At 59.0% G+C, this 16,269-nt stretch carries 22 protein-coding genes; 13 read left to right on the top strand and 9 right to left on the bottom strand.

The genetic code is table 11. From position 1 onward, the window contains the following. The first annotated feature begins 8 nt into the window (after positions 1 to 8). From ACEN9A_RS07600 to ACEN9A_RS07610, 3 genes are all read left to right on the top strand, one after another. The gene (locus ACEN9A_RS07600) at positions 9 to 614 is read left to right on the top strand and encodes an arylesterase (protein ID WP_258672884.1); all 606 of its coding nucleotides are present in this window, start codon (positions 9 to 11) and stop codon (positions 612 to 614) included. A gap of 56 nt (positions 615 to 670) precedes the next feature. Continuing rightward, entirely contained in the window at positions 671 to 964 is a 294-nt protein-coding gene (locus tag ACEN9A_RS07605) for a hypothetical protein (protein ID WP_007899882.1), read from the top strand. Positions 965 to 1,109: 145 nt separating this feature from the next. Beyond that, the gene (locus ACEN9A_RS07610; RefSeq protein WP_019650542.1) at positions 1,110 to 2,081 is read left to right on the top strand and encodes a L,D-transpeptidase family protein; all 972 of its coding nucleotides are present in this window, start codon (positions 1,110 to 1,112) and stop codon (positions 2,079 to 2,081) included. Between the two features lie 123 nt (positions 2,082 to 2,204). Here the strand turns inward: ACEN9A_RS07610 and oprI are convergent, their stop codons facing one another. Beyond that, complete coding sequence (gene oprI, locus ACEN9A_RS07615; protein ID WP_003172710.1) at positions 2,205 to 2,456, bottom strand: outer membrane lipoprotei OprI; 252 nt, start codon at positions 2,454 to 2,456, stop codon at positions 2,205 to 2,207. Positions 2,457 to 3,085: 629 nt separating this feature from the next. On the opposite strand from oprI, the gene ACEN9A_RS07620 reads away from it, so the two are divergent. Further along, complete coding sequence (locus tag ACEN9A_RS07620; protein ID WP_007939987.1) at positions 3,086 to 3,367, top strand: GNAT family N-acetyltransferase; 282 nt, start codon at positions 3,086 to 3,088, stop codon at positions 3,365 to 3,367. Between the two features lie 65 nt (positions 3,368 to 3,432). Here the strand turns inward: ACEN9A_RS07620 and ACEN9A_RS07625 are convergent, their stop codons facing one another. Next, the gene (locus tag ACEN9A_RS07625) at positions 3,433 to 4,509 is read right to left on the bottom strand and encodes a 3-deoxy-7-phosphoheptulonate synthase (RefSeq protein ID WP_018929799.1); all 1,077 of its coding nucleotides are present in this window, start codon (positions 4,507 to 4,509) and stop codon (positions 3,433 to 3,435) included. A gap of 189 nt (positions 4,510 to 4,698) precedes the next feature. Next, positions 4,699 to 5,142 carry a PilZ domain-containing protein gene (locus tag ACEN9A_RS07630; protein ID WP_081628265.1) on the bottom strand — a complete coding sequence of 148 codons (444 nt, stop codon included), beginning with the start codon at positions 5,140 to 5,142 and terminating at the stop codon, positions 4,699 to 4,701. Here ACEN9A_RS07630 and ACEN9A_RS07635 point away from each other — a divergent pair. From ACEN9A_RS07635 to cysB, 5 genes are all read left to right on the top strand, one after another. Further along, positions 5,141 to 5,527, top strand: a complete 387-nt coding sequence (locus tag ACEN9A_RS07635) for a thioredoxin family protein (RefSeq protein WP_258672885.1) — start codon at positions 5,141 to 5,143, stop codon at positions 5,525 to 5,527. The genes ACEN9A_RS07630 and ACEN9A_RS07635 overlap by 2 nt on opposite strands. Continuing rightward, positions 5,524 to 6,480 carry a putative 2-dehydropantoate 2-reductase gene (locus ACEN9A_RS07640; protein ID WP_258672886.1) on the top strand — a complete coding sequence of 319 codons (957 nt, stop codon included), beginning with the start codon at positions 5,524 to 5,526 and terminating at the stop codon, positions 6,478 to 6,480. The genes ACEN9A_RS07635 and ACEN9A_RS07640 overlap by 4 nt, the downstream gene beginning before the upstream one ends. A 23-nt stretch (positions 6,481 to 6,503) precedes the next feature. Beyond that, positions 6,504 to 7,409, top strand: a complete 906-nt coding sequence (locus ACEN9A_RS07645) for a 5'-nucleotidase (protein ID WP_018929795.1) — start codon at positions 6,504 to 6,506, stop codon at positions 7,407 to 7,409. A 96-nt stretch (positions 7,410 to 7,505) separates the two neighbouring features. Beyond that, positions 7,506 to 8,009, top strand: coding sequence for a universal stress protein (locus ACEN9A_RS07650; RefSeq protein ID WP_007939995.1), 504 nt, complete (start codon positions 7,506 to 7,508; stop codon positions 8,007 to 8,009). A gap of 113 nt (positions 8,010 to 8,122) precedes the next feature. Beyond that, complete coding sequence (gene cysB, locus ACEN9A_RS07655) at positions 8,123 to 9,097, top strand: HTH-type transcriptional regulator CysB (RefSeq protein WP_007899921.1); 975 nt, start codon at positions 8,123 to 8,125, stop codon at positions 9,095 to 9,097. 13 nt (positions 9,098 to 9,110) lie between these two features. On the opposite strand, the gene ACEN9A_RS07660 is transcribed toward cysB, so the two are convergent. Both ACEN9A_RS07660 and ACEN9A_RS07665 read right to left on the bottom strand, forming a co-directional pair. Then, positions 9,111 to 9,593, bottom strand: a complete 483-nt coding sequence (locus ACEN9A_RS07660; protein ID WP_033064117.1) for a GreA/GreB family elongation factor — start codon at positions 9,591 to 9,593, stop codon at positions 9,111 to 9,113. A 14-nt stretch (positions 9,594 to 9,607) separates the two neighbouring features. After that, the gene (locus tag ACEN9A_RS07665) at positions 9,608 to 10,006 is read right to left on the bottom strand and encodes a hypothetical protein (RefSeq protein WP_007939998.1); all 399 of its coding nucleotides are present in this window, start codon (positions 10,004 to 10,006) and stop codon (positions 9,608 to 9,610) included. 124 nt (positions 10,007 to 10,130) lie between these two features. Here ACEN9A_RS07665 and earP point away from each other — a divergent pair, with 124 nt between their 5' ends. Both earP and ACEN9A_RS07675 read left to right on the top strand, forming a co-directional pair. Beyond that, positions 10,131 to 11,273: an elongation factor P maturation arginine rhamnosyltransferase EarP gene (gene earP / locus ACEN9A_RS07670; protein ID WP_111455031.1), complete on the top strand. Its 1,143-nt coding sequence runs from the start codon at positions 10,131 to 10,133 to the stop codon at positions 11,271 to 11,273. A 48-nt stretch (positions 11,274 to 11,321) separates the two neighbouring features. Further along, entirely contained in the window at positions 11,322 to 11,891 is a 570-nt protein-coding gene (locus tag ACEN9A_RS07675) for an elongation factor P (RefSeq protein WP_007940000.1), read from the top strand. A gap of 171 nt (positions 11,892 to 12,062) precedes the next feature. On the opposite strand, the gene ACEN9A_RS07680 is transcribed toward ACEN9A_RS07675, so the two are convergent. The 3 genes from ACEN9A_RS07680 to ACEN9A_RS07690 all read right to left on the bottom strand — a co-directional run bounded on the left by ACEN9A_RS07680 (position 12,063) and on the right by ACEN9A_RS07690 (position 14,235). Next, positions 12,063 to 12,482, bottom strand: coding sequence for an organic hydroperoxide resistance protein (locus ACEN9A_RS07680; RefSeq protein ID WP_018930027.1), 420 nt, complete (start codon positions 12,480 to 12,482; stop codon positions 12,063 to 12,065). Positions 12,483 to 12,747: 265 nt separating this feature from the next. Beyond that, the gene (locus ACEN9A_RS07685; protein WP_026286713.1) at positions 12,748 to 13,209 is read right to left on the bottom strand and encodes a MarR family winged helix-turn-helix transcriptional regulator; all 462 of its coding nucleotides are present in this window, start codon (positions 13,207 to 13,209) and stop codon (positions 12,748 to 12,750) included. 69 nt (positions 13,210 to 13,278) lie between these two features. Beyond that, positions 13,279 to 14,235, bottom strand: coding sequence for a LysR family transcriptional regulator (locus ACEN9A_RS07690; RefSeq protein ID WP_258672887.1), 957 nt, complete (start codon positions 14,233 to 14,235; stop codon positions 13,279 to 13,281). 125 nt (positions 14,236 to 14,360) lie between these two features. On the opposite strand from ACEN9A_RS07690, the gene ACEN9A_RS07695 reads away from it, so the two are divergent. Beyond that, the gene (locus ACEN9A_RS07695) at positions 14,361 to 15,095 is read left to right on the top strand and encodes a sulfite exporter TauE/SafE family protein (RefSeq protein WP_258674152.1); all 735 of its coding nucleotides are present in this window, start codon (positions 14,361 to 14,363) and stop codon (positions 15,093 to 15,095) included. On the opposite strand, the gene ACEN9A_RS07700 is transcribed toward ACEN9A_RS07695, so the two are convergent. Beyond that, positions 15,085 to 15,939: a LysR family transcriptional regulator gene (locus ACEN9A_RS07700; RefSeq protein WP_019650550.1), complete on the bottom strand. Its 855-nt coding sequence runs from the start codon at positions 15,937 to 15,939 to the stop codon at positions 15,085 to 15,087. The genes ACEN9A_RS07695 and ACEN9A_RS07700 overlap by 11 nt on opposite strands. Positions 15,940 to 16,035: 96 nt before the next feature. Here ACEN9A_RS07700 and ACEN9A_RS07705 point away from each other — a divergent pair, with 96 nt between their 5' ends. Beyond that, the gene (locus ACEN9A_RS07705) at positions 16,036 to 16,251 is read left to right on the top strand and encodes a DUF1127 domain-containing protein (RefSeq protein WP_018930023.1); all 216 of its coding nucleotides are present in this window, start codon (positions 16,036 to 16,038) and stop codon (positions 16,249 to 16,251) included. The last annotated feature ends 18 nt before the right edge of the window (positions 16,252 to 16,269 follow it).

Raw genomic sequence — 16,269 nt, forward strand, 5'->3', positions numbered from 1 at the left:
AGAATCCGATGCGTGTGTGGTTTTTGAGTGCTGGCCTGGCCTTGATGTGCATGGCCCAGAACGCAGCGGCGGGTACAGTCCTGATCGTTGGCGATAGTATCAGCGCCGGTTTCGGCCTGGATACCCGGATGGGGTGGGTGTCGTTGCTCGAGCAACGGCTCAAGCGCGAAGGTTTCGACGATAAGGTGGTCAATGCGTCCATCAGCGGCGACACCAGTGCCGGAGGCCGGGCACGCCTGCCGGCGCTGCTTGCAGAGCATAAGCCTGAGCTCGTCATCCTCGAGTTGGGAGGCAATGACGGCTTGCGCGGAATGCCGCCAACACAATTGCAACAAAATCTTGCGTCAATGATCGACAGCTCCCGCGTCAGTGGCGCCAAGGTGCTGTTGCTGGGTATGCAATTGCCACCCAACTATGGCGTGCGTTACACCCAGGCATTCGCCGAGGTCTTCACCAAGGTGGCCGACGAGAAAAAAATCCCGCTGGTGCCGTTTTTTCTCGACGGCGTGGGCGGTCATCCAGACCTGATGCAATCCGACGGCCTGCACCCGGCGGCGGGGGCTCAGGGCAAGTTGCTGGAAAATGTCTGGCCGACACTGAAACCGCTGCTTTGACGCTTTTCTAGCGGCGGCGTTTCGGCTAAGGTGGCGCCCCCGATTTGGAGGCCCCGATGCCGCGTCCCGCCTGGTCCCTTTTTGCCTATCAACTGATCGAGCCTGACGAACAGCTGGATCTGTTCGCCTGCCAGGAAGTGCGGGTGCATCTGGTGACCCGTCAGCTGGAGCTGGGCGGCTCGGCCGATCGAACCTTGTGCGGCAGCCTGTTGCCGGCGCAACCACGCTGGTCGAGCGTCGATCGCACGGTGTTCCAGGACCAGCGCCTGTGCTCGCTGTGCCGGGCCATTCTGGAATCGCAAAAACGCGGCACCTCGCCGATCTGGCCTGAGTTGCGGTTCGAGCTATAGCCCCGTGGCGAGGGGGCTCGCCACAGGAAAGCTTCCACCACAGGCAATCCCCCCTCGCCACAGGTCTTGCATCTCCCCGAAATAACGGGCGGCGGTGTACAATCGGGTTTTTATACCCTTGTCGATCATGCGAAGGATTTTCCGGATGTTGCCGCGCTTTCCCGCCGTCACCCGCTGCCTGTCTCTTGCTGCGCTCTGCGTGGCGGGTCCCGTTGCAGCATTGGAGTTGCCCCTGCCACCACCCGGTGAAGACATTGTCGGCCAGGTGCAAGTGATCAAGGCCAAATACGAAGACACCTTCGCCGACCTTGGCACCACCTACGACCTGGGCTATCTGGAAATGGTCGCGGCCAACCCTGGCGTCGATCCATGGCTGCCGGGCGCCGGTACCGAAGTCGTCCTGCCGACGCGCTTCATCCTGCCGCCTGGCCCGCGTGAAGGCATCGTCATCAACCTGGCTGAATACCGCCTCTACTACTACCCGAAAGGCCGGAACGTGGTGTACACCTTCCCGCTGGGTATCGGCCGTGAAGGCTGGGGTTCGCCGATTGCCCACACCAGCATCGTCGCCAAGACGCCGAACCCGACCTGGACCCCTCCAGCGTCGATCAAGGCCGAGCACGCCGCCGATGGCGACCCACTGCCGAACGTAGTGCCGGCCGGCCCGGATAACCCGCTGGGGCCTTTCAAATTCACCCTGGGCACTCCGGGGTACCTTATCCACGGTTCGAACAAGAAGTTCGGCATTGGCATGCGCACCAGCCACGGTTGCTTCCGCATGTTCAACAACAACGTGCTGGAAATGGCCGGCATGGTGCCGGTAGGGACGTCGGTACGCATCCTCAACGATCCGTACAAGTTCGGCCTCAGTGGCGGCAAGGTTTATCTGGAAGCGCACACGCCGCTGGATGACAAGGGCAACCCTTCGGTGGTCGACAAGCACACCGCCGTGATCAATGCGATGCTCAAGCGTGAGGACATCACCAACAACTTGCGCATGAACTGGGATGTGGTGCGCGACGTAGTCGCCGCTGAGGATGGCCTGCCGGTGGAAATCGCCGTGCCGAATACGTCGGCACCGATGGTTTCGAGTGCGCCGATCGATCTGCAGCAGTAACGCGTTAAAGCAACCCGCCGATGCAGGCCGCGTCGGCGGGTTTTTTATGGCCTGCAGAAACCTCAGGCAATAAAAAAGCCGACCCAAAAAATGGATCGGCTTGATAACAACCCCGAAGGATTATTACTTGCGGCTAGCTTTTTCCAGCATGCGCAGAGCGCGCTCGTTAGCTTCGTCAGCAGTCTGTTGTGCTTTTTGAGCAGCAGCCAGAGCTTCATCAGCTTTACGGTAAGCTTCGTCTGCACGAGCTTGGGAGCGAGCTGCTGCGTCTTCAGTAGCAGTCAGACGTGCTTCAGTTTCTTTCGATACGCTGCTGCAACCGGTAGCCAGAACTGCGGCCAGAGCCAGAGCAGAGAATTTCAGAACGTTGTTCATCGTGTTCCCCTTCAAGGACTTTCTATTAAGTAGCTGTCTCCTCAGAGTGAGGAAATAGCCGGCGTACATACTACCCATTACTTGTAGTAAGTAAACTGACGTAGCGCAAGAAGCAAAAAAAATTGTAGGCGTTGATTCTTTTTCGAGCAACTTTTAACTGCGTTGTATAAAAAATATCCAGCTACGAGGCCCTAACTGAGCGATCCGTCGGGAAAAAGTTCCCTGGCTCGGCAGCTGTTTTTTGGTCTTGCCCAAAGTCCGTCTAGATGGGTTTGTCTACACTTGTGTTCGAATTTTGCGCAGCCGCTCGCATATCTTTATCCATGTTGAGGTGACTTAAACAAAGGGCGCTCGTCTTAAGTCTCAATATCCGGCAATGTTCAGGCTTTGACCCGTTCGGTCGAGCCGTTCCTGCGTAATCCGCGGCAACACCCGCCACCCGATGCACAATGACGAGCGTCCCTTGAGCATTTTTGCCAATGGTGCCTACTATTTGATACGTGCTCGGTTGCGCGAGATTGGTGCGGCTCTCTCGGTGTCCATTCAGGCACGGGGTGGCGTAGTTGTTCCTTCGCCGGAAAAACATCGGTAAGGTAGGGGTCAGAATTAAAGACCCGCGAGGAGTAGTGATGAGCGAGGCGTTGTCCATCCACCATGACCAGGCTGGTCATCAGTTCGAGACCACTGTGGACGGTTATCGTGCCTACCTGACCTATATGGATCTGGGAAAACAGACCCTGGATATCTATCGCACTTTTGTGCCCAACGCGTTGCGTGGCCGCGGCATCGCGGCGGCTTTGACCGAGCAGGCGCTGCAATATGCTGATGAAATGGGCTACACGGTGATTCCATCGTGCTCCTACGTGGAGCGCTACATGGAGCGTCATCAGCGGCATGCCGCCAAGCTGTGAGCAAAACCAACGCATAAAAAAACGCCAGGTTCAAACCTGGCGTTTTTTTATGCGCGAAACGGCGATCAGCTGCGATTGCGTTTAGGCAGCACGTCCTTGAGCTTGGCATGCATGCTGCGCAAGGTGTTTTCAGTGGCAGTCCAATCGATGCAGGCATCGGTGATCGACACGCCGTATTGCAGGTCGGCGAGGTCTTTCGGGATTGCCTGGCAGCCCCAGTTCAGGTGGCTTTCGACCATCAGGCCGATGATTGACTGGTTGCCTTCGAGGATCTGGTTGGCGACGTTCTCCATCACCAGCGGTTGCAGGGCCGGGTCCTTGTTGGAGTTGGCGTGGCTGCAATCGACCATGATGTTCGGCTTGATGTTGGCCTTTTTCAGCGCTTGCTCGCAGAGCGCGACGCTGACCGAATCGTAGTTCGGCTTGCCGTTGCCACCGCGCAGTACCACGTGACCGTAGGCGTTGCCCTTGGTGGTGACGATCGACACGCCACCTTCCTGGTTGATGCCCAGGAAACGGTGCGGGCTGGAAACCGATTGCAGGGCGTTGATGGCTACCGTCAGGCCGCCATCGGTGCCGTTCTTGAAGCCGACGGCCGAGGACAGGCCGGAAGCCATTTCACGGTGCGTCTGGGATTCGGTGGTGCGTGCGCCGATCGCCGACCAGCTGATCAGGTCCTGCAAGTATTGCGGGGAGATCGGGTCGAGGGCTTCGGTTGCGGTCGGCAGGCCCATCTCGGCCAGGTCCAGCAGCAACTGACGACCGATGTGCAGGCCATCCTGAATCTTGAACGAGTCGTCCAGGTACGGATCGTTGATCAAGCCTTTCCAGCCAACGGTGGTGCGTGGCTTCTCGAAATACACGCGCATGACCAGATACAGGGTATCGGACACTTCGGCCGCGAGCACTTTCAGGCGCTCGGCGTATTCGTGGGCAGCCTTGATGTCATGGATCGAGCACGGCCCGATCACGACGAACAGGCGGTGGTCGGTGCCATCAAGAATGTTGCGAATGACTTCGCGGCCCTTGGTGACGGTGCGCAGGGCAGCGTCGCTCAGAGGGATATCACGCTTGAGCTGATCGGGAGTGATCAGGGTCTCGTTGGAGGCGACGTTTAGGTCGTTGATCGGTAAATCAGCCATCGTTTACTCGTCAGGTCACGGGTGCCGGCCGCCAGCGAACCCGCGCGGCGGAGCACAGCAAATTAAGCGCGTCGGGGAGCAGAACCTTAGCGCGTTACACCGTGGCTCGACAATGGGCAGACACCGGTTTAATGGGCATTCCCCATCAGTTTCCCCCACCGTGGCGGGGAAACTGATGGGGAATGCATCCTAACCGGCCATTGGCTGCGCAAATGCCTTGCTGACTGTATCGTGGGAGAACTCGTCGGCGTGCTGCTGGACCCATTCGAGGGCCAGGGTCTCATTGCTCTGCTGTTGGCTTTGGGGTTCATGCTGACGGCAGTAACGTTCGATCTGGCAGATCTGCTCACCCATCCGCGCGCAAAACAGCGTCTGTTCGTCAACGAAGGCGATCCCCACCAGATAGCCGCGTTTTCGTCGCAGGCACCACGCCACATAACCCAGGAAACGCAAGTCCGGGTTCAGGGTCGGCATGCGTATTTCCAGCGCCGTACCGTGGCGCCACGCGCGGTGGTAATTGCAAGCCATGCCGCCGAGGCTGATAGTGTGCAGCTCTTGCCGCGAAATACACTCATGTTTGAGCAACGTTAATTCGACGGGCACATCGTCAGGATGAGGAAGATAACGTCTCATGAACACGGACTCCCTGTGTCGGCCACTTGACACTGTTTCTCCCAGTATAGTGGTCGAATCGGAACTGACCGATTTCGACGCCGACCAACGGTTGCTGGCGATGAGCGGCATTTCACTGGTGATTTTTACCAGCGTTGGCTGCGCCAGTTGCCGTTTTGCCCGCGAGCAGTTGCCCAGCCTCGAACTGGCGGTCGATCGGCTGTGCTGGATCGATGCCGGGAGCAATGGCGGGGTGGTCGAGCGTTATCGGGTCTTTCATTTGCCGGCACTGTTTGTGGTGCGCGACGGTGAGTATTTCGGGGCGCTACAGTCGCGCCTGACCCGCACAGCGCTCAACGAGGCTGTGGACCAGGCGTTGAGTCGACCAGCAGAGGAGCTGCCATGACAGGCACTGTGGCCAAGCCGACAATCGGCATTATCGGGACCGGCGCGATCGGTGGTTTCTACGGGCTGATGCTGGCGCGTGCCGGCTTCGACGTGCATTTTCTGTTGCGCAGCGAGTTTTCAGCGGTGGCCGAACGCGGCTTGCATCTTGACCATGCGTCGTTGGGCCCGCTGACCCTGAACCCGGTCCAGGCCTATTCGTCGGCTGCCGACATGCCGCCCTGTGACTGGCTGCTGGTGGGCGCCAAGACCACCAGCAACGCGGACCTGGCACCGGCCATTATTCAAGCAGCCGCACCTGATGCCAAAGTGCTGTTGCTGCAAAATGGCCTGGACGTCGAAGACCATCTGCGCGAGTTGCTCCCCGGTTCGCTGCACCTGCTGGGCGGGCTTTGTCTGATCTGCGTCCATCGCGCCAGCCCCGGGGTCATCACCCATCAAGCGCTGGGGGCGGTGAATGTCGGCTACCACAGTGGCCCCGCCGCCGATGCACAGGCACGCATGAACATCGTCGAGGAGGGCGCCGGATTGTTCCGCACGGCCGGTATCGACGCCCAGGCCATGCCGAATCTGCAACAGGCGCGCTGGCAGAAGCTGGTCTGGAATATTCCCTACAACGGCCTGTCGGTGCTGCTTGGGGCCAGCACCACACCGTTGATGGCAGATGCCGACAGCCGCGCGCTGATTCAGGCCTTGATGGCCGAAGTTGTTCAGGGGGCCAAGGCCTGCGGTCATGACATGCCGCCGGGTTACGCCGATTATCTGTTCATGATGACCGAGAAAATGCCCGACTACTGGCCGAGCATGCATCACGATTTTCTGCACAAGCGGCCACTGGAACTGGACGCCATCTACACTCGGCCACTGGCAGCGGCGAAGGCGGCGGGATGTGAGTTGCCGCGAATCGAGGCCTTGTATCGCAGCTTGAGTTTTATCGACCGACGTAACCACTGAGTCGGTCAAGAAGGGGGAAGGGCATGGCAAATGTCATAGACGACAAACTGGTGCTGGCGATTTCTTCGCGAGCGCTGTTCGACTTGAGCGAGAGCCACAAGGTCTATCTGTCGAGCGGCGTCGAGGCTTATCGGCAGTACCAGATCGAACACGAAGACGAAATTCTCGAGCCCGGCGATGCATTCCCGTTGGTGGAAAAACTCCTGAACCTGAATACCCGTCTCGGCCGTGCCCGGGTCGAGGTGATCCTGGTGTCGCGCAACAGCGCCGACACCGGCCTGCGGGTTTTCAACTCGATTCATCACTATGGCCTGTCGATCTCGCGTGCGGCGTTCGTCGGCGGGCGCAGTCCTTATCCGTACCTCAAGGCTTTTGGTTGCGACCTGTTTCTTTCGACCCATGCCGAAGATGTGCGCAATGCGCTGGAGGCCGGATTCGCCGCAGCGACTATTCTATCGGGCGGTGCCAGTCGCGCTGCCAGCGATGAATTGCGCATTGCTTTCGACGGTGACGCGGTGCTGTTTTCCGACGAGTCGGAGCGGGTCTATCAGTCGGGAGGCCTGGCGGCGTTTCAGGCCAGCGAGCGTGAGGCGGCCCGCGAGCCTTTGCGTGGCGGGCCGTTCAAAGGCTTCCTCGCGGCGCTCAATCTGTTGCAGCGTGAGTTCCCCGATGATGCCTGTCCGATCCGCACCGCTCTGGTGACCGCGCGATCGGCACCGGCCCATGAACGGGTGATCCGCACCTTGCGCGAATGGGACATTCGTCTGGATGAATCGCTGTTTCTTGGCGGCCTGACCAAATCGGCTTTTCTCGAAGCCTTTGCCGCCGACGTATTTTTCGACGATCAGGCAGGCCATTGCGAGCTGGCCCGTGAAGTGGTCGCCACCGGGCATGTGCCCCATGGCATCAGTAACGAGCCGTCGGTTTAAAACCCGGCGGTTCAATGCGTTGCGCCGGACGCCGCACTCGCCACGGCACTGCTAAGCTGAATCAATCTCCGCCATGTTGGCATTCGAGGAGGTCATATGATTCGTTCGATGCTGTATGCCACTGACTTGGGTCTGTACGCACCATTGGTGATGCAGCATGCCTTGGAACTGGCTCGAACATTCAATGCCGACTTGTATGTGGTGCACGCGGTAGAGCCCATGGGGCTGTTTGCCGAATCCGTGTTGCAGAGCTATCTCGACGAGAAGGCCTTGAACGAATTTCACAGTCAGGGTCTGAACAATGTGATCGCCAATATTCAGCAACGGGTGCTCGACAACTTTCGCGAAGAGCTGGGGGATGAAGGAGAGCAGGATTTGCAGCGGATTCAGGCTGTGCGGGTGCTGCAGGGCGATCCGTCGCAGGTGATTCTCGACCAGGCGCAGAAACTCTCTGTCGATTTGCTGATCGTAGGGAGTCACAGCCATGGTGCTGGCGCGGAAACGCCGTTGGGTCGAACCGCTGCGCGCGTGTTGCAACTGGCCAGGGTACCGGTCTATTTGGTGCCGCTGGTAGAGCGTCGCCGCAAAGAGGATCGCTAGAACACGAATAATGGCATTTTGACAAAAAAGTTCTAGATTTATTGGTCTAACCATTAATATAGTTATATACCGTCGCTGATGCCCGTGGCGTCTACCTGCTTTGAGGGATTCATATGAAGCTTCAACAACTGCGCTACATCTGGGAAGTGGCGCACCACGACCTCAACGTTTCTGCTACAGCCCAAAGCCTCTACACCTCGCAACCGGGCATCAGCAAACAGATTCGTCTGCTGGAAGACGAATTGGGGGTCGAGGTTTTCGCCCGCAGCGGCAAGCATCTGACCCGCGTTACCCCGGCCGGCGAGCGCATCATCACCACCGCCGGTGAGATCCTGCGCAAAGTTGAAAGCATCAAACAGATCGCCCAGGAATTCTCCAACGAGAAAAAAGGCACCCTGTCGATCGCCACCACCCACACCCAGGCGCGTTATGCATTGCCGCCGGTGATCAGCAATTTCATCAAGCAATACCCGGACGTTGCCCTGCACATGCACCAGGGTTCGCCGATGCAGATCGCCGAGATGGCTGCGGACGGCACCGTCGATTTTGCCATCGCCACCGAAGCCCTGGAGCTGTTCGGTGACCTGGTGATGATGCCGTGCTATCGCTGGAACCGCTGCGTGGTCGTACCTCAAGGCCATCCGTTGACCAAGCTGTCGAAGCTGACCCTCGAAGCCCTGGCCGAATACCCGATCGTGACGTACGTATTCGGTTTCACCGGCCGTTCGAAACTCGACGAAGCCTTCAGCCACCGTGGCCTGACACCGAAAGTGGTGTTCACCGCCGCTGACGCCGACGTGATCAAGACGTACGTTCGCCTGGGGCTGGGCGTGGGTATCGTGGCGAAAATGGCAGTCGATACCAAGCTCGATAGCGACCTGGTGGTGCTCGATGCCAGCGAGTTATTCGAATCCAGCATTACCAAAATCGGTTTCCGTCGCGGCACTTTCCTGCGTGGCTTCATGTGCGACTTTATCGAGAAGTTCGCTCCGCACCTGACCCGCGAAGTGATGGCCAAGGCCATTCAGTGCCACAACAAACAGGAACTGGAAGAGCTGTTCGACGGCGTCGAACTGCCGGTCCATTAAGCGTCAACAGACGCTAGACCACCTCGGTGACAGCAAACTGTTGCCGAGCGCCCGCCACCAGAATCTCCACTTCATCCCCTTCGAACTTGCCCAGCAGGCTTTTGCCCAGCGGCGAGCGAGGGGTGATGACGGTAATCAGTTGCCCCACCAGATCAACCTTCAACCCGGCTGCGTCGGGGGCCAGGAACAGCCATTGTTCGCGACCTTTTTCATCCTCCAGGCCGAGCAGGGCGCCGACTTCGATGCCGCGCCGCTCGTCATAAGGCCGCAGTGTCAGGTTCTGGCAAAGGGTCAATGACAGCCTGATTTCCTCCACCCGCCTGGCCTGTCCGGCCGCCAGATAAGACGCCTCCAGCCCCAGGGTGTCGTACTTGTTTTCGGCTATGTTTTCTTCGTGGGTCGCGGTTTCGTAAGCGGTTTGCGCGGCACGCTCGGCGATGTCGAGATCAATCCGCAGCTTGTCGATAATCAGTTGGTGGACGGTCGGCTTGTGCATAGAGAGCTTCATGATCAATCACAGAATTGCAGGACGTTGGCGCGGCTTTTTTCGCTCGGCGCGGTCTGGTCCTGTTGCAGCCAGAACTGACATTTTGGATTGGCCAGATTGTGTTTGCTGCTTCTGGCCTGTTCCACCATTTGCTGCTGATCGTTCCTGCGCAGGTGTTCCTCGTACTGTTCGAACATCGGGTTTTGCGCAGCGGGTTGTTCAATCACCGGCGGCTTGGCCAGTTGCTCCACCGCCTGGGCCAAGGGTGCCAATTGCTCGTTGAACAACAGGCGCCAGGCGAGCCAGCAAGTCAGTGCGATCGCGATAAATCCCAGCCACAAACCGAGGGCGATGCTGCCGGTCAGTTGCAGCGCATTGAGCTGGATCGGCATGGAGCGGCGCGGGTGGGGACGGTAGGGCATGACTGCCTCCTGGCGGGTGGTCGCGGGCGAGTGGCGATTGTCGCACGAAGATTAATCGTCGTCGGCTCTTCTGCGCGGGGTAATTTATGCGGACAATCGGCGCTTTTGCCAACGGGAACCTGGAATGCCTGAAATGAAAACCCGCTGGGATATTTTTTGCACCGTGGTCGACAATTTCGGCGACATCGGTGTGACCTGGCGTCTGGCCCGCCAACTGGTGGCCGAACATTCAGTGACGGTGCGCTTGTGGGTCGATGACCTGCGGGCCTTCGAGCGGTTGTGTCCGGAAATCGACATCCACGCTACGCAGCAGTGGCAGCAGGGTGTCGAGGTGCGGCAGTGGTCAGCGCACTGGCAACCCACCGAAGCCGCGGATGTCGTTATCGCCGCGTTCGCCTGCCAGTTGCCGAGTGCTTATATGGAGGCGATGGCCGAGCGGGAAAAGCCGCCGCTGTGGATGAACCTCGATTATCTGAGCGCCGAAGACTGGGTCGTCGGTTGTCACGGCTTGCCGTCGGTGAAGTACAAGAACGTGCAGAAGTTCTTTTTCTTCCCGGGTTTTCGCAAGGGTACCGGTGGCTTGCTGCGTGAGAGGGGATTGCTCGAGCGGCGTCGGCAGTTTCAGCAAAGTCCCGAGGCTCAGCGAGAATTCCTGCAAGGCCTGGGGGTTGAACGCGCCCCGAATGCACAGCTGATCTCGCTGTTCGCCTACGAGAACAACGGGTTGGCCAGTTGGCTCGACGCCATGGCTGCCGACTCGACGCCCACTCATCTGTTGGTGCCCGAGGGGCGGATTCTCGGCGACGTCGAACGCTGGCTCGCAGTGGACGGGCTGACGGCCGGCGCGGTGCATGTGCGCGATGCCCTGACCGTGCAAGTGCTGCCGTTCGTCCGGCAGGATCAATATGACCTGTTGCTGTGGAGCTGCGATTTCAACGCCGTGCGCGGCGAAGATTCCTTTGTTCGCGCGCAATGGGCAGGCCGGCCACTGCTCTGGCACATCTATCGGCAGGACGAAGATATCCACCTGGACAAGCTCGACGCCTTCCTGACCCTGTACACCCAAGGCCTGTCCAAACCGGCTGGCGAGGCGATCAGCGGTCTATGGCGGGCATGGAATGCAGGTGAGACAATGGGCGAGTACTGGAAATCAACCCGCAAACATTGGCCGGAACTGGAAAAACATGCCGAGGCGTGGTGTCTGGAACAAGCCTTGCAGGCAGATCTTGCCGCAGCGCTGGTACAGTTTTACCTAAATTGGATATGATACGCGGCCTAGATTTTTGTAAATCCCATCCAAATTCGGATATTCGCAATGAAAACTGGTAAAGAACTGAAACCCGGTATGGTGATCCGTATCGACAACGATCCTTGGCTGGTTCAGAAAGCTGAATTCACCAAGTCGGGTCGTAACAGCGCGATCATGAAGACCAAGCTGAAAAACCTGTTGACCGGTTACAAGACCGAAACCGTTTACAGCGCCGACGACAAACTGGACGACGTGATCCTCGACCGCAAAGAAGCGACCCTGTCCTTCATCAGCGGCGACTCCTACACGTTCATGGACACCACTGACTACACCATGTACGAGCTGAACGCTGAAGACATCGAAGCCGTTCTGCCTTTCGTTGAAGAAGGCATGACCGATGTTTGCGAAGCGATCTTCTTCGAAGAGCGTCTGGTTTCCGTAGAACTGCCGACCACTATCGTGCGTCAGGTTGACTACACCGAAGGCTCCGCTCGCGGTGATACTTCCGGCAAGGTGATGAAGCCTGCCAAACTGAAGAACGGTACCGAGCTGTCGGTTGCTGACTTCATCGAAATCGGCGACATGATCGAGATCGATACCCGCGAAGGCGGTTCCTACAAAGGCCGTGCTAAATAAGCACCGCTTGAGGAATGAAAAAGCCCGACCATTGAGTCGGGCTTTTTTGTGGGCGAATGATCAAGATCAACAGATCGCAGCCTCGTTTCACTCGACAGCTCCTACAAGGGTTTGATTGATTCCCTGTAGGAGCTGTCGAGTGAAACGAGGCTGCGATCTTCTACTCAGTGATTAAACGGCAACGTGCAGGCGTACATCGACGTTGCCACGGGTGGCGTTGGAGTACGGACATACCTGGTGGGCGGCGTCGACCAGGCTTTGTGCATCGGCTTGTTCAAGGCCCGGCAGGCTGATGTGCAGGTCGATGTCCAGACCGAAACCGCCAGGGATCTGGCCGATGCCGACATGGGCGGTGATCGATGCGTCGTCGGGGATTTTGCGTTTGGTCTGGCTGGCGACGAATTTCAGCGCGCCGATGAAGCAGGCGGAATAGCCGGCGGCGAACAGTTGTTCAGGGTTGGTTGCCGCACCGCCGGCGCCACCGAGTTCTTTCGGGGTCGCGAGTTTGACGTCGAGGACGTTGTCGCTGGAGATCGAACGACCGTCACGGCCGCCGGTGGAGGTTGCGATTGCGGTGTAGAGAGTTTGCATGGTGTGAGCCTCGCTTTGGATTGGGTGTTTCGCGCTAAATGTTTGCGCGCTAAGTAAGTGCGAAGTGAATGTAGCTCGCTAATATTTAGCGCGCAATATAAATTTTTGAAAAAAACTGACCCTGCCCATCACCTGGAGATTCGATCAGGCGGGAGATGCTTGAGATAGAGGCTTTCGTGCGGGATTTATGCGAAGTGAATTTTTTGCGACGGGGAGGACGCCTTCGCGGGCGATCCGACTTGCCCGCGAAGAACGATAACGCGGTCTAAAGGCTGTCTTGCAGGTGGCTGCGCAGCTCCTGGAGATCCGCTTGCAGCTTCTTCAACTGCTCCAGCGTCTGCCCGCTGGCGCCGAGGATGCACTGCGGAATATCGCGCGCTTTGTCTCGCAGCGCATGGCCTTGCTCGGTGAGTTCGACAATCACCACCCGTTCGTCTTCGCGGCTGCGGGTGCGGCTCAGCAGGCCTTCGGCTTCCAGGCGTTTGAGCAGCGGGGTGAGGGAGCCGGGATCGGTCAGCAGTCGGCTGCTGATTTCGCCGACCGTCAGCCCGTCCTTTTCCCACAACACCATCATTGCCAGGTACTGCGGATACGTCAGGCCCAGCGCTTGCAACAGCGGCTTGTAAACCTTGGTCATCAGCAATGAAGTGGAATGCAGGGCGAAGCAGACCTGATTATCCAGCAGCAGGTTATCGCAGTTGTCCGGGGTGTCGCGCTCGGTGTTCATTTCAACGCCTTGATCAGTGATCGTCATGAATCTAGCGGGCGAATCTTTAATGCGCCAGATAATTATGGACTAGTGGCGGTCCAGGTTGGTTTGCAGCGCCAGATCCCACGGTGGGATGGGGCTGAAACGGGTCTTCAGGTATTCCAGCAGCAAGCGGCTACGCGAACTGGGCTGCTGCTCCAGGCGTAACGCATAAATTCCGGTGGTTTCCGGTTTTGGCAGACCTTTTTCGCAGAACAGCGGCAGCAGTTCGCCGCGCAATAAATATTCACTGGCCAGCCAGGTCGGCAGATGCGCGACACCCAGCCCGGCCAGTGCGCCGCAGACCAGCGCCTCGGCGTTGTTGGCGCTCATGCGGATTCGCGTAGGCCGGTGCAAGTGCATCTGCCCATCCCGCTCGAAGCGCCAGGCGAACGGCGGAGCCAGGCCGTCCCAATCCAGGCCGTCGTGGTCGACCAATTGCGCCGGCTCGGTCGGCACGCCACGGCGTTGCAGGTAATCGGGGCTGGCGCAGGCGATGCGCACCATGCTCGCCAGCGGCGTGGCCACCAGCCGGGTATCGGCCATTTGCCCGGCACGCAGCACCAGGTCGACCTTGCCCAGGTTCGAACCCTGCATGTCGACAAAGCTGTCGATCAGGTGCAATTGCACGTCGAGGCCGGGGTAAAGGGTCAGGAAGTCGGCAATCACCGGCGCCAGATGGCGTCGTCCGAACGCTGCCGGCGCATCGACCCGAATCAAGCCTTCCGGCGCATTGCTCAGGGACACCGCTTCTGCCCGCGCCAGCCGCAGCTCCGCGACGATCCGCCGCGCGCGCTCGGCAAAGGCCAAACCTGCCGGGGTAGCCCGCACCGCGTGGGTGCTGCGAATGAACAGCTGACTGCCGACGGCGCTTTCCAGGCTGTCGATGCGTCGCGCGACGGCTGATGGTGTCAGGGGATGACGGCGGGATGCAGCGGAAAAACTGCCGGTCTCCAGCACATCCAGAAACAGTCCGAGTTGTTCGGTCAATTGGTTGGGGTTCATGGCTTCGTCAACGCTTGTGCGAATTTGGCATAGCCATTGTGCGTTGCTGTGCGTTTCCCCGCCAGAGCCGACTGCGTAGGATGAACAGCCTGACAAGAGGAATACCGCCTGTGATTGAGTTCGTGATGTACCTGGTTTTTGGCGCTGCCCTGGGCACCCTTGGCGGGCTATTCGGCATTGGTGGCGGGTTGGTGGCGATTCCGCTGCTGGGCGTGTGGTGCGGTCTCGATCAGCAGGTCGCCCAAGGCACGGCGCTGGTGATGGTGGTGCCGAACGTGATGCTGGCGCTATGGCGCTATCACCAACGCAATCGCATCGAATTGCGTCATGCGCTGCCATTGGCTTCGATGGGATTCTGCTTCGCCTGGATCGGTTCGATCTGGGCGGTGGGCATCGATGCGCAAACCATGCGCGTGGGTTTTGTCGCGTTCCTGGTCGCGCTGTCGGCCTACAACCTGATGCGAATGTTCACCGCCACCGCGCCGGCGTCTTCACAGATGCATTATTCATGGCCGTGGCTGGGTGTGCTCGGCGCGGCTTCCGGGACCATGGGCGGGTTGTTTGGCGTGGGTGGGGCGGTGGTGGCCACGCCGGTGTTGACCAGTCTGTTCGGTACTAGCCAGGTGGTTGCCCAGGGCTTGTCGCTGGCGCTGGCATTGCCGAGCACGGGCGTCACGTTGGCGACTTATGCGGTGCACCATCAGGTGCACTGGGCGATCGGTATACCGTTGGCGGTCGGTGGATTGATGAGCATCAGTTGGGGCGTGAGAATCGCCCACGCACTGCCGGAGCGGCTGTTGCGCGGGCTGTTCTGTGGGTTTCTGGTGTGCTGCGCGGTGATGCTCGCCTTTAAAGTTTGAAGCCTTCGATGATGTGTTCGGCCAGGCATTCGGTGATCGGTGAAGGGTTGTTCAGGTTGCGGATCAGCATGATGCTGGCTTCCGGCAGCAGGGGCAGGTCCTGGTCGGCGCCGAGGATGCGCATGTCCGGCGTGATCAGGCTTTCCAGTTGCGCGGTGATCGCTAGCCCTGCGCTGACCACTGCCATCAATGCCGACAGGCTGGAGCTGTTGTAGGCAATGCGGTAATCGCGGCCCATGGCGTCCAGCGCATTGCACGCCCAGACGCGGCAGAAACAATCACTGTTGAACATCGCCAGCGGCAGCGGCGTCTGCTCGTGGGCGTTGAAGCATTGGGCTTCGGCCCAGACAAAACGCTCCTTGCGCAACAACTGGCCGATCTCGTTACCCGGCTCGCGGGTGACGATGGACAGGTCCAGGTCCTGGCGCTGCAACAGTTGCCGGGTCGATTCGCAATGAACCTCGATCTGGATCAGCGGGTAGAACTGCGCGAAGCGCGACAGGATGCCCGGCAGAAAGCGCATCACGTAATCGTCGGGCGTGCCGATGCGCACCGTGCCGACCATGTGCGGCTCGCGCAGGGTATTGAAGACTTCGCTGTGGAGTTTGAGTATGCGCCGCGCATAGCCGAGCAACACCTGGCCTTCTGCGGTCAGCTTGACCTGGCGCCCGTCGCGTTCGAACAGCTGGCGCTGCAACACGTCCTCTTCCAGACGTTTCATCTGCATGCTCACCGCCGACTGGGTGCGGTTGACCATTTCCCCTGCGCGGGTAAAGCCGCCCTGATCGGCGATCGCGACGAAGGTGCGCAGTACATCGGTGTCGATACTGGGGTAGGCGGACATTCATCAATCTCCGAGATGTATGCCATCAGAAACATTCGTTGGATTGATCTTAGCGCTGCAGCGAGACTGGATCCATCCCTAAAGGAGGGCTACACGATGAAAGGTCACAACGAGCATGTAACGGAACAAAAATTCTCAATCCACGCGGTATCCGATCTGCTGCACAAGTTTAGTCGCTGGTACGAACTTCACCGTGAACGTGAATTACTGGCGAGCTTGAGCGACGAAGCACTGAAGGATATCGGCGTGAGCCGCGCAGATGTGGAGCATGAGGCAGTAAGACCGTTCTGGGATGATCCGATGCACAAATGATGATGCCATCGCTACACA

Source organism: Pseudomonas sp. Pseusp18, assembly GCF_059506005.1.

Bases quoted from the DNA above. Each gene is read 5' to 3' on its own strand.
- ACEN9A_RS07635 (WP_258672885.1), top strand. From the start codon at position 5,141: ATGAACACGGACTCCCTGTGTCGGCCACTTGACACTGTTTCTCCCAGT.
- ACEN9A_RS07600 (WP_258672884.1), top strand. From the start codon at position 9: ATGCGTGTGTGGTTTTTGAGTGCTGGCCTGGCCTTGATGTGCATGGCC.
- ACEN9A_RS07685 (WP_026286713.1), bottom strand. From the start codon at position 13,209: ATGAACACCGAGCGCGACACCCCGGACAACTGCGATAACCTGCTGCTG.
- ACEN9A_RS07700 (WP_019650550.1), bottom strand. From the start codon at position 15,939: ATGTCCGCCTACCCCAGTATCGACACCGATGTACTGCGCACCTTCGTC.
- ACEN9A_RS07645 (WP_018929795.1), top strand. From the start codon at position 6,504: ATGGCAAATGTCATAGACGACAAACTGGTGCTGGCGATTTCTTCGCGA.
- ACEN9A_RS07690 (WP_258672887.1), bottom strand. From the start codon at position 14,235: ATGAACCCCAACCAATTGACCGAACAACTCGGACTGTTTCTGGATGTG.
- ACEN9A_RS07680 (WP_018930027.1), bottom strand. From the start codon at position 12,482: ATGCAAACTCTCTACACCGCAATCGCAACCTCCACCGGCGGCCGTGAC.
- cysB (WP_007899921.1), top strand. From the start codon at position 8,123: ATGAAGCTTCAACAACTGCGCTACATCTGGGAAGTGGCGCACCACGAC.
- ACEN9A_RS07630 (WP_081628265.1), bottom strand. From the start codon at position 5,142: ATGAGACGTTATCTTCCTCATCCTGACGATGTGCCCGTCGAATTAACG.
- ACEN9A_RS07620 (WP_007939987.1), top strand. From the start codon at position 3,086: ATGAGCGAGGCGTTGTCCATCCACCATGACCAGGCTGGTCATCAGTTC.
- ACEN9A_RS07650 (WP_007939995.1), top strand. From the start codon at position 7,506: ATGATTCGTTCGATGCTGTATGCCACTGACTTGGGTCTGTACGCACCA.
- ACEN9A_RS07665 (WP_007939998.1), bottom strand. From the start codon at position 10,006: ATGCCCTACCGTCCCCACCCGCGCCGCTCCATGCCGATCCAGCTCAAT.
- ACEN9A_RS07695 (WP_258674152.1), top strand. From the start codon at position 14,361: ATGTACCTGGTTTTTGGCGCTGCCCTGGGCACCCTTGGCGGGCTATTC.
- ACEN9A_RS07705 (WP_018930023.1), top strand. From the start codon at position 16,036: ATGAAAGGTCACAACGAGCATGTAACGGAACAAAAATTCTCAATCCAC.
- ACEN9A_RS07640 (WP_258672886.1), top strand. From the start codon at position 5,524: ATGACAGGCACTGTGGCCAAGCCGACAATCGGCATTATCGGGACCGGC.
- ACEN9A_RS07675 (WP_007940000.1), top strand. From the start codon at position 11,322: ATGAAAACTGGTAAAGAACTGAAACCCGGTATGGTGATCCGTATCGAC.
- ACEN9A_RS07610 (WP_019650542.1), top strand. From the start codon at position 1,110: ATGTTGCCGCGCTTTCCCGCCGTCACCCGCTGCCTGTCTCTTGCTGCG.
- oprI (WP_003172710.1), bottom strand. From the start codon at position 2,456: ATGAACAACGTTCTGAAATTCTCTGCTCTGGCTCTGGCCGCAGTTCTG.
- ACEN9A_RS07660 (WP_033064117.1), bottom strand. From the start codon at position 9,593: ATGCACAAGCCGACCGTCCACCAACTGATTATCGACAAGCTGCGGATT.
- ACEN9A_RS07605 (WP_007899882.1), top strand. From the start codon at position 671: ATGCCGCGTCCCGCCTGGTCCCTTTTTGCCTATCAACTGATCGAGCCT.
- ACEN9A_RS07625 (WP_018929799.1), bottom strand. From the start codon at position 4,509: ATGGCTGATTTACCGATCAACGACCTAAACGTCGCCTCCAACGAGACC.
- earP (WP_111455031.1), top strand. From the start codon at position 10,131: ATGCCTGAAATGAAAACCCGCTGGGATATTTTTTGCACCGTGGTCGAC.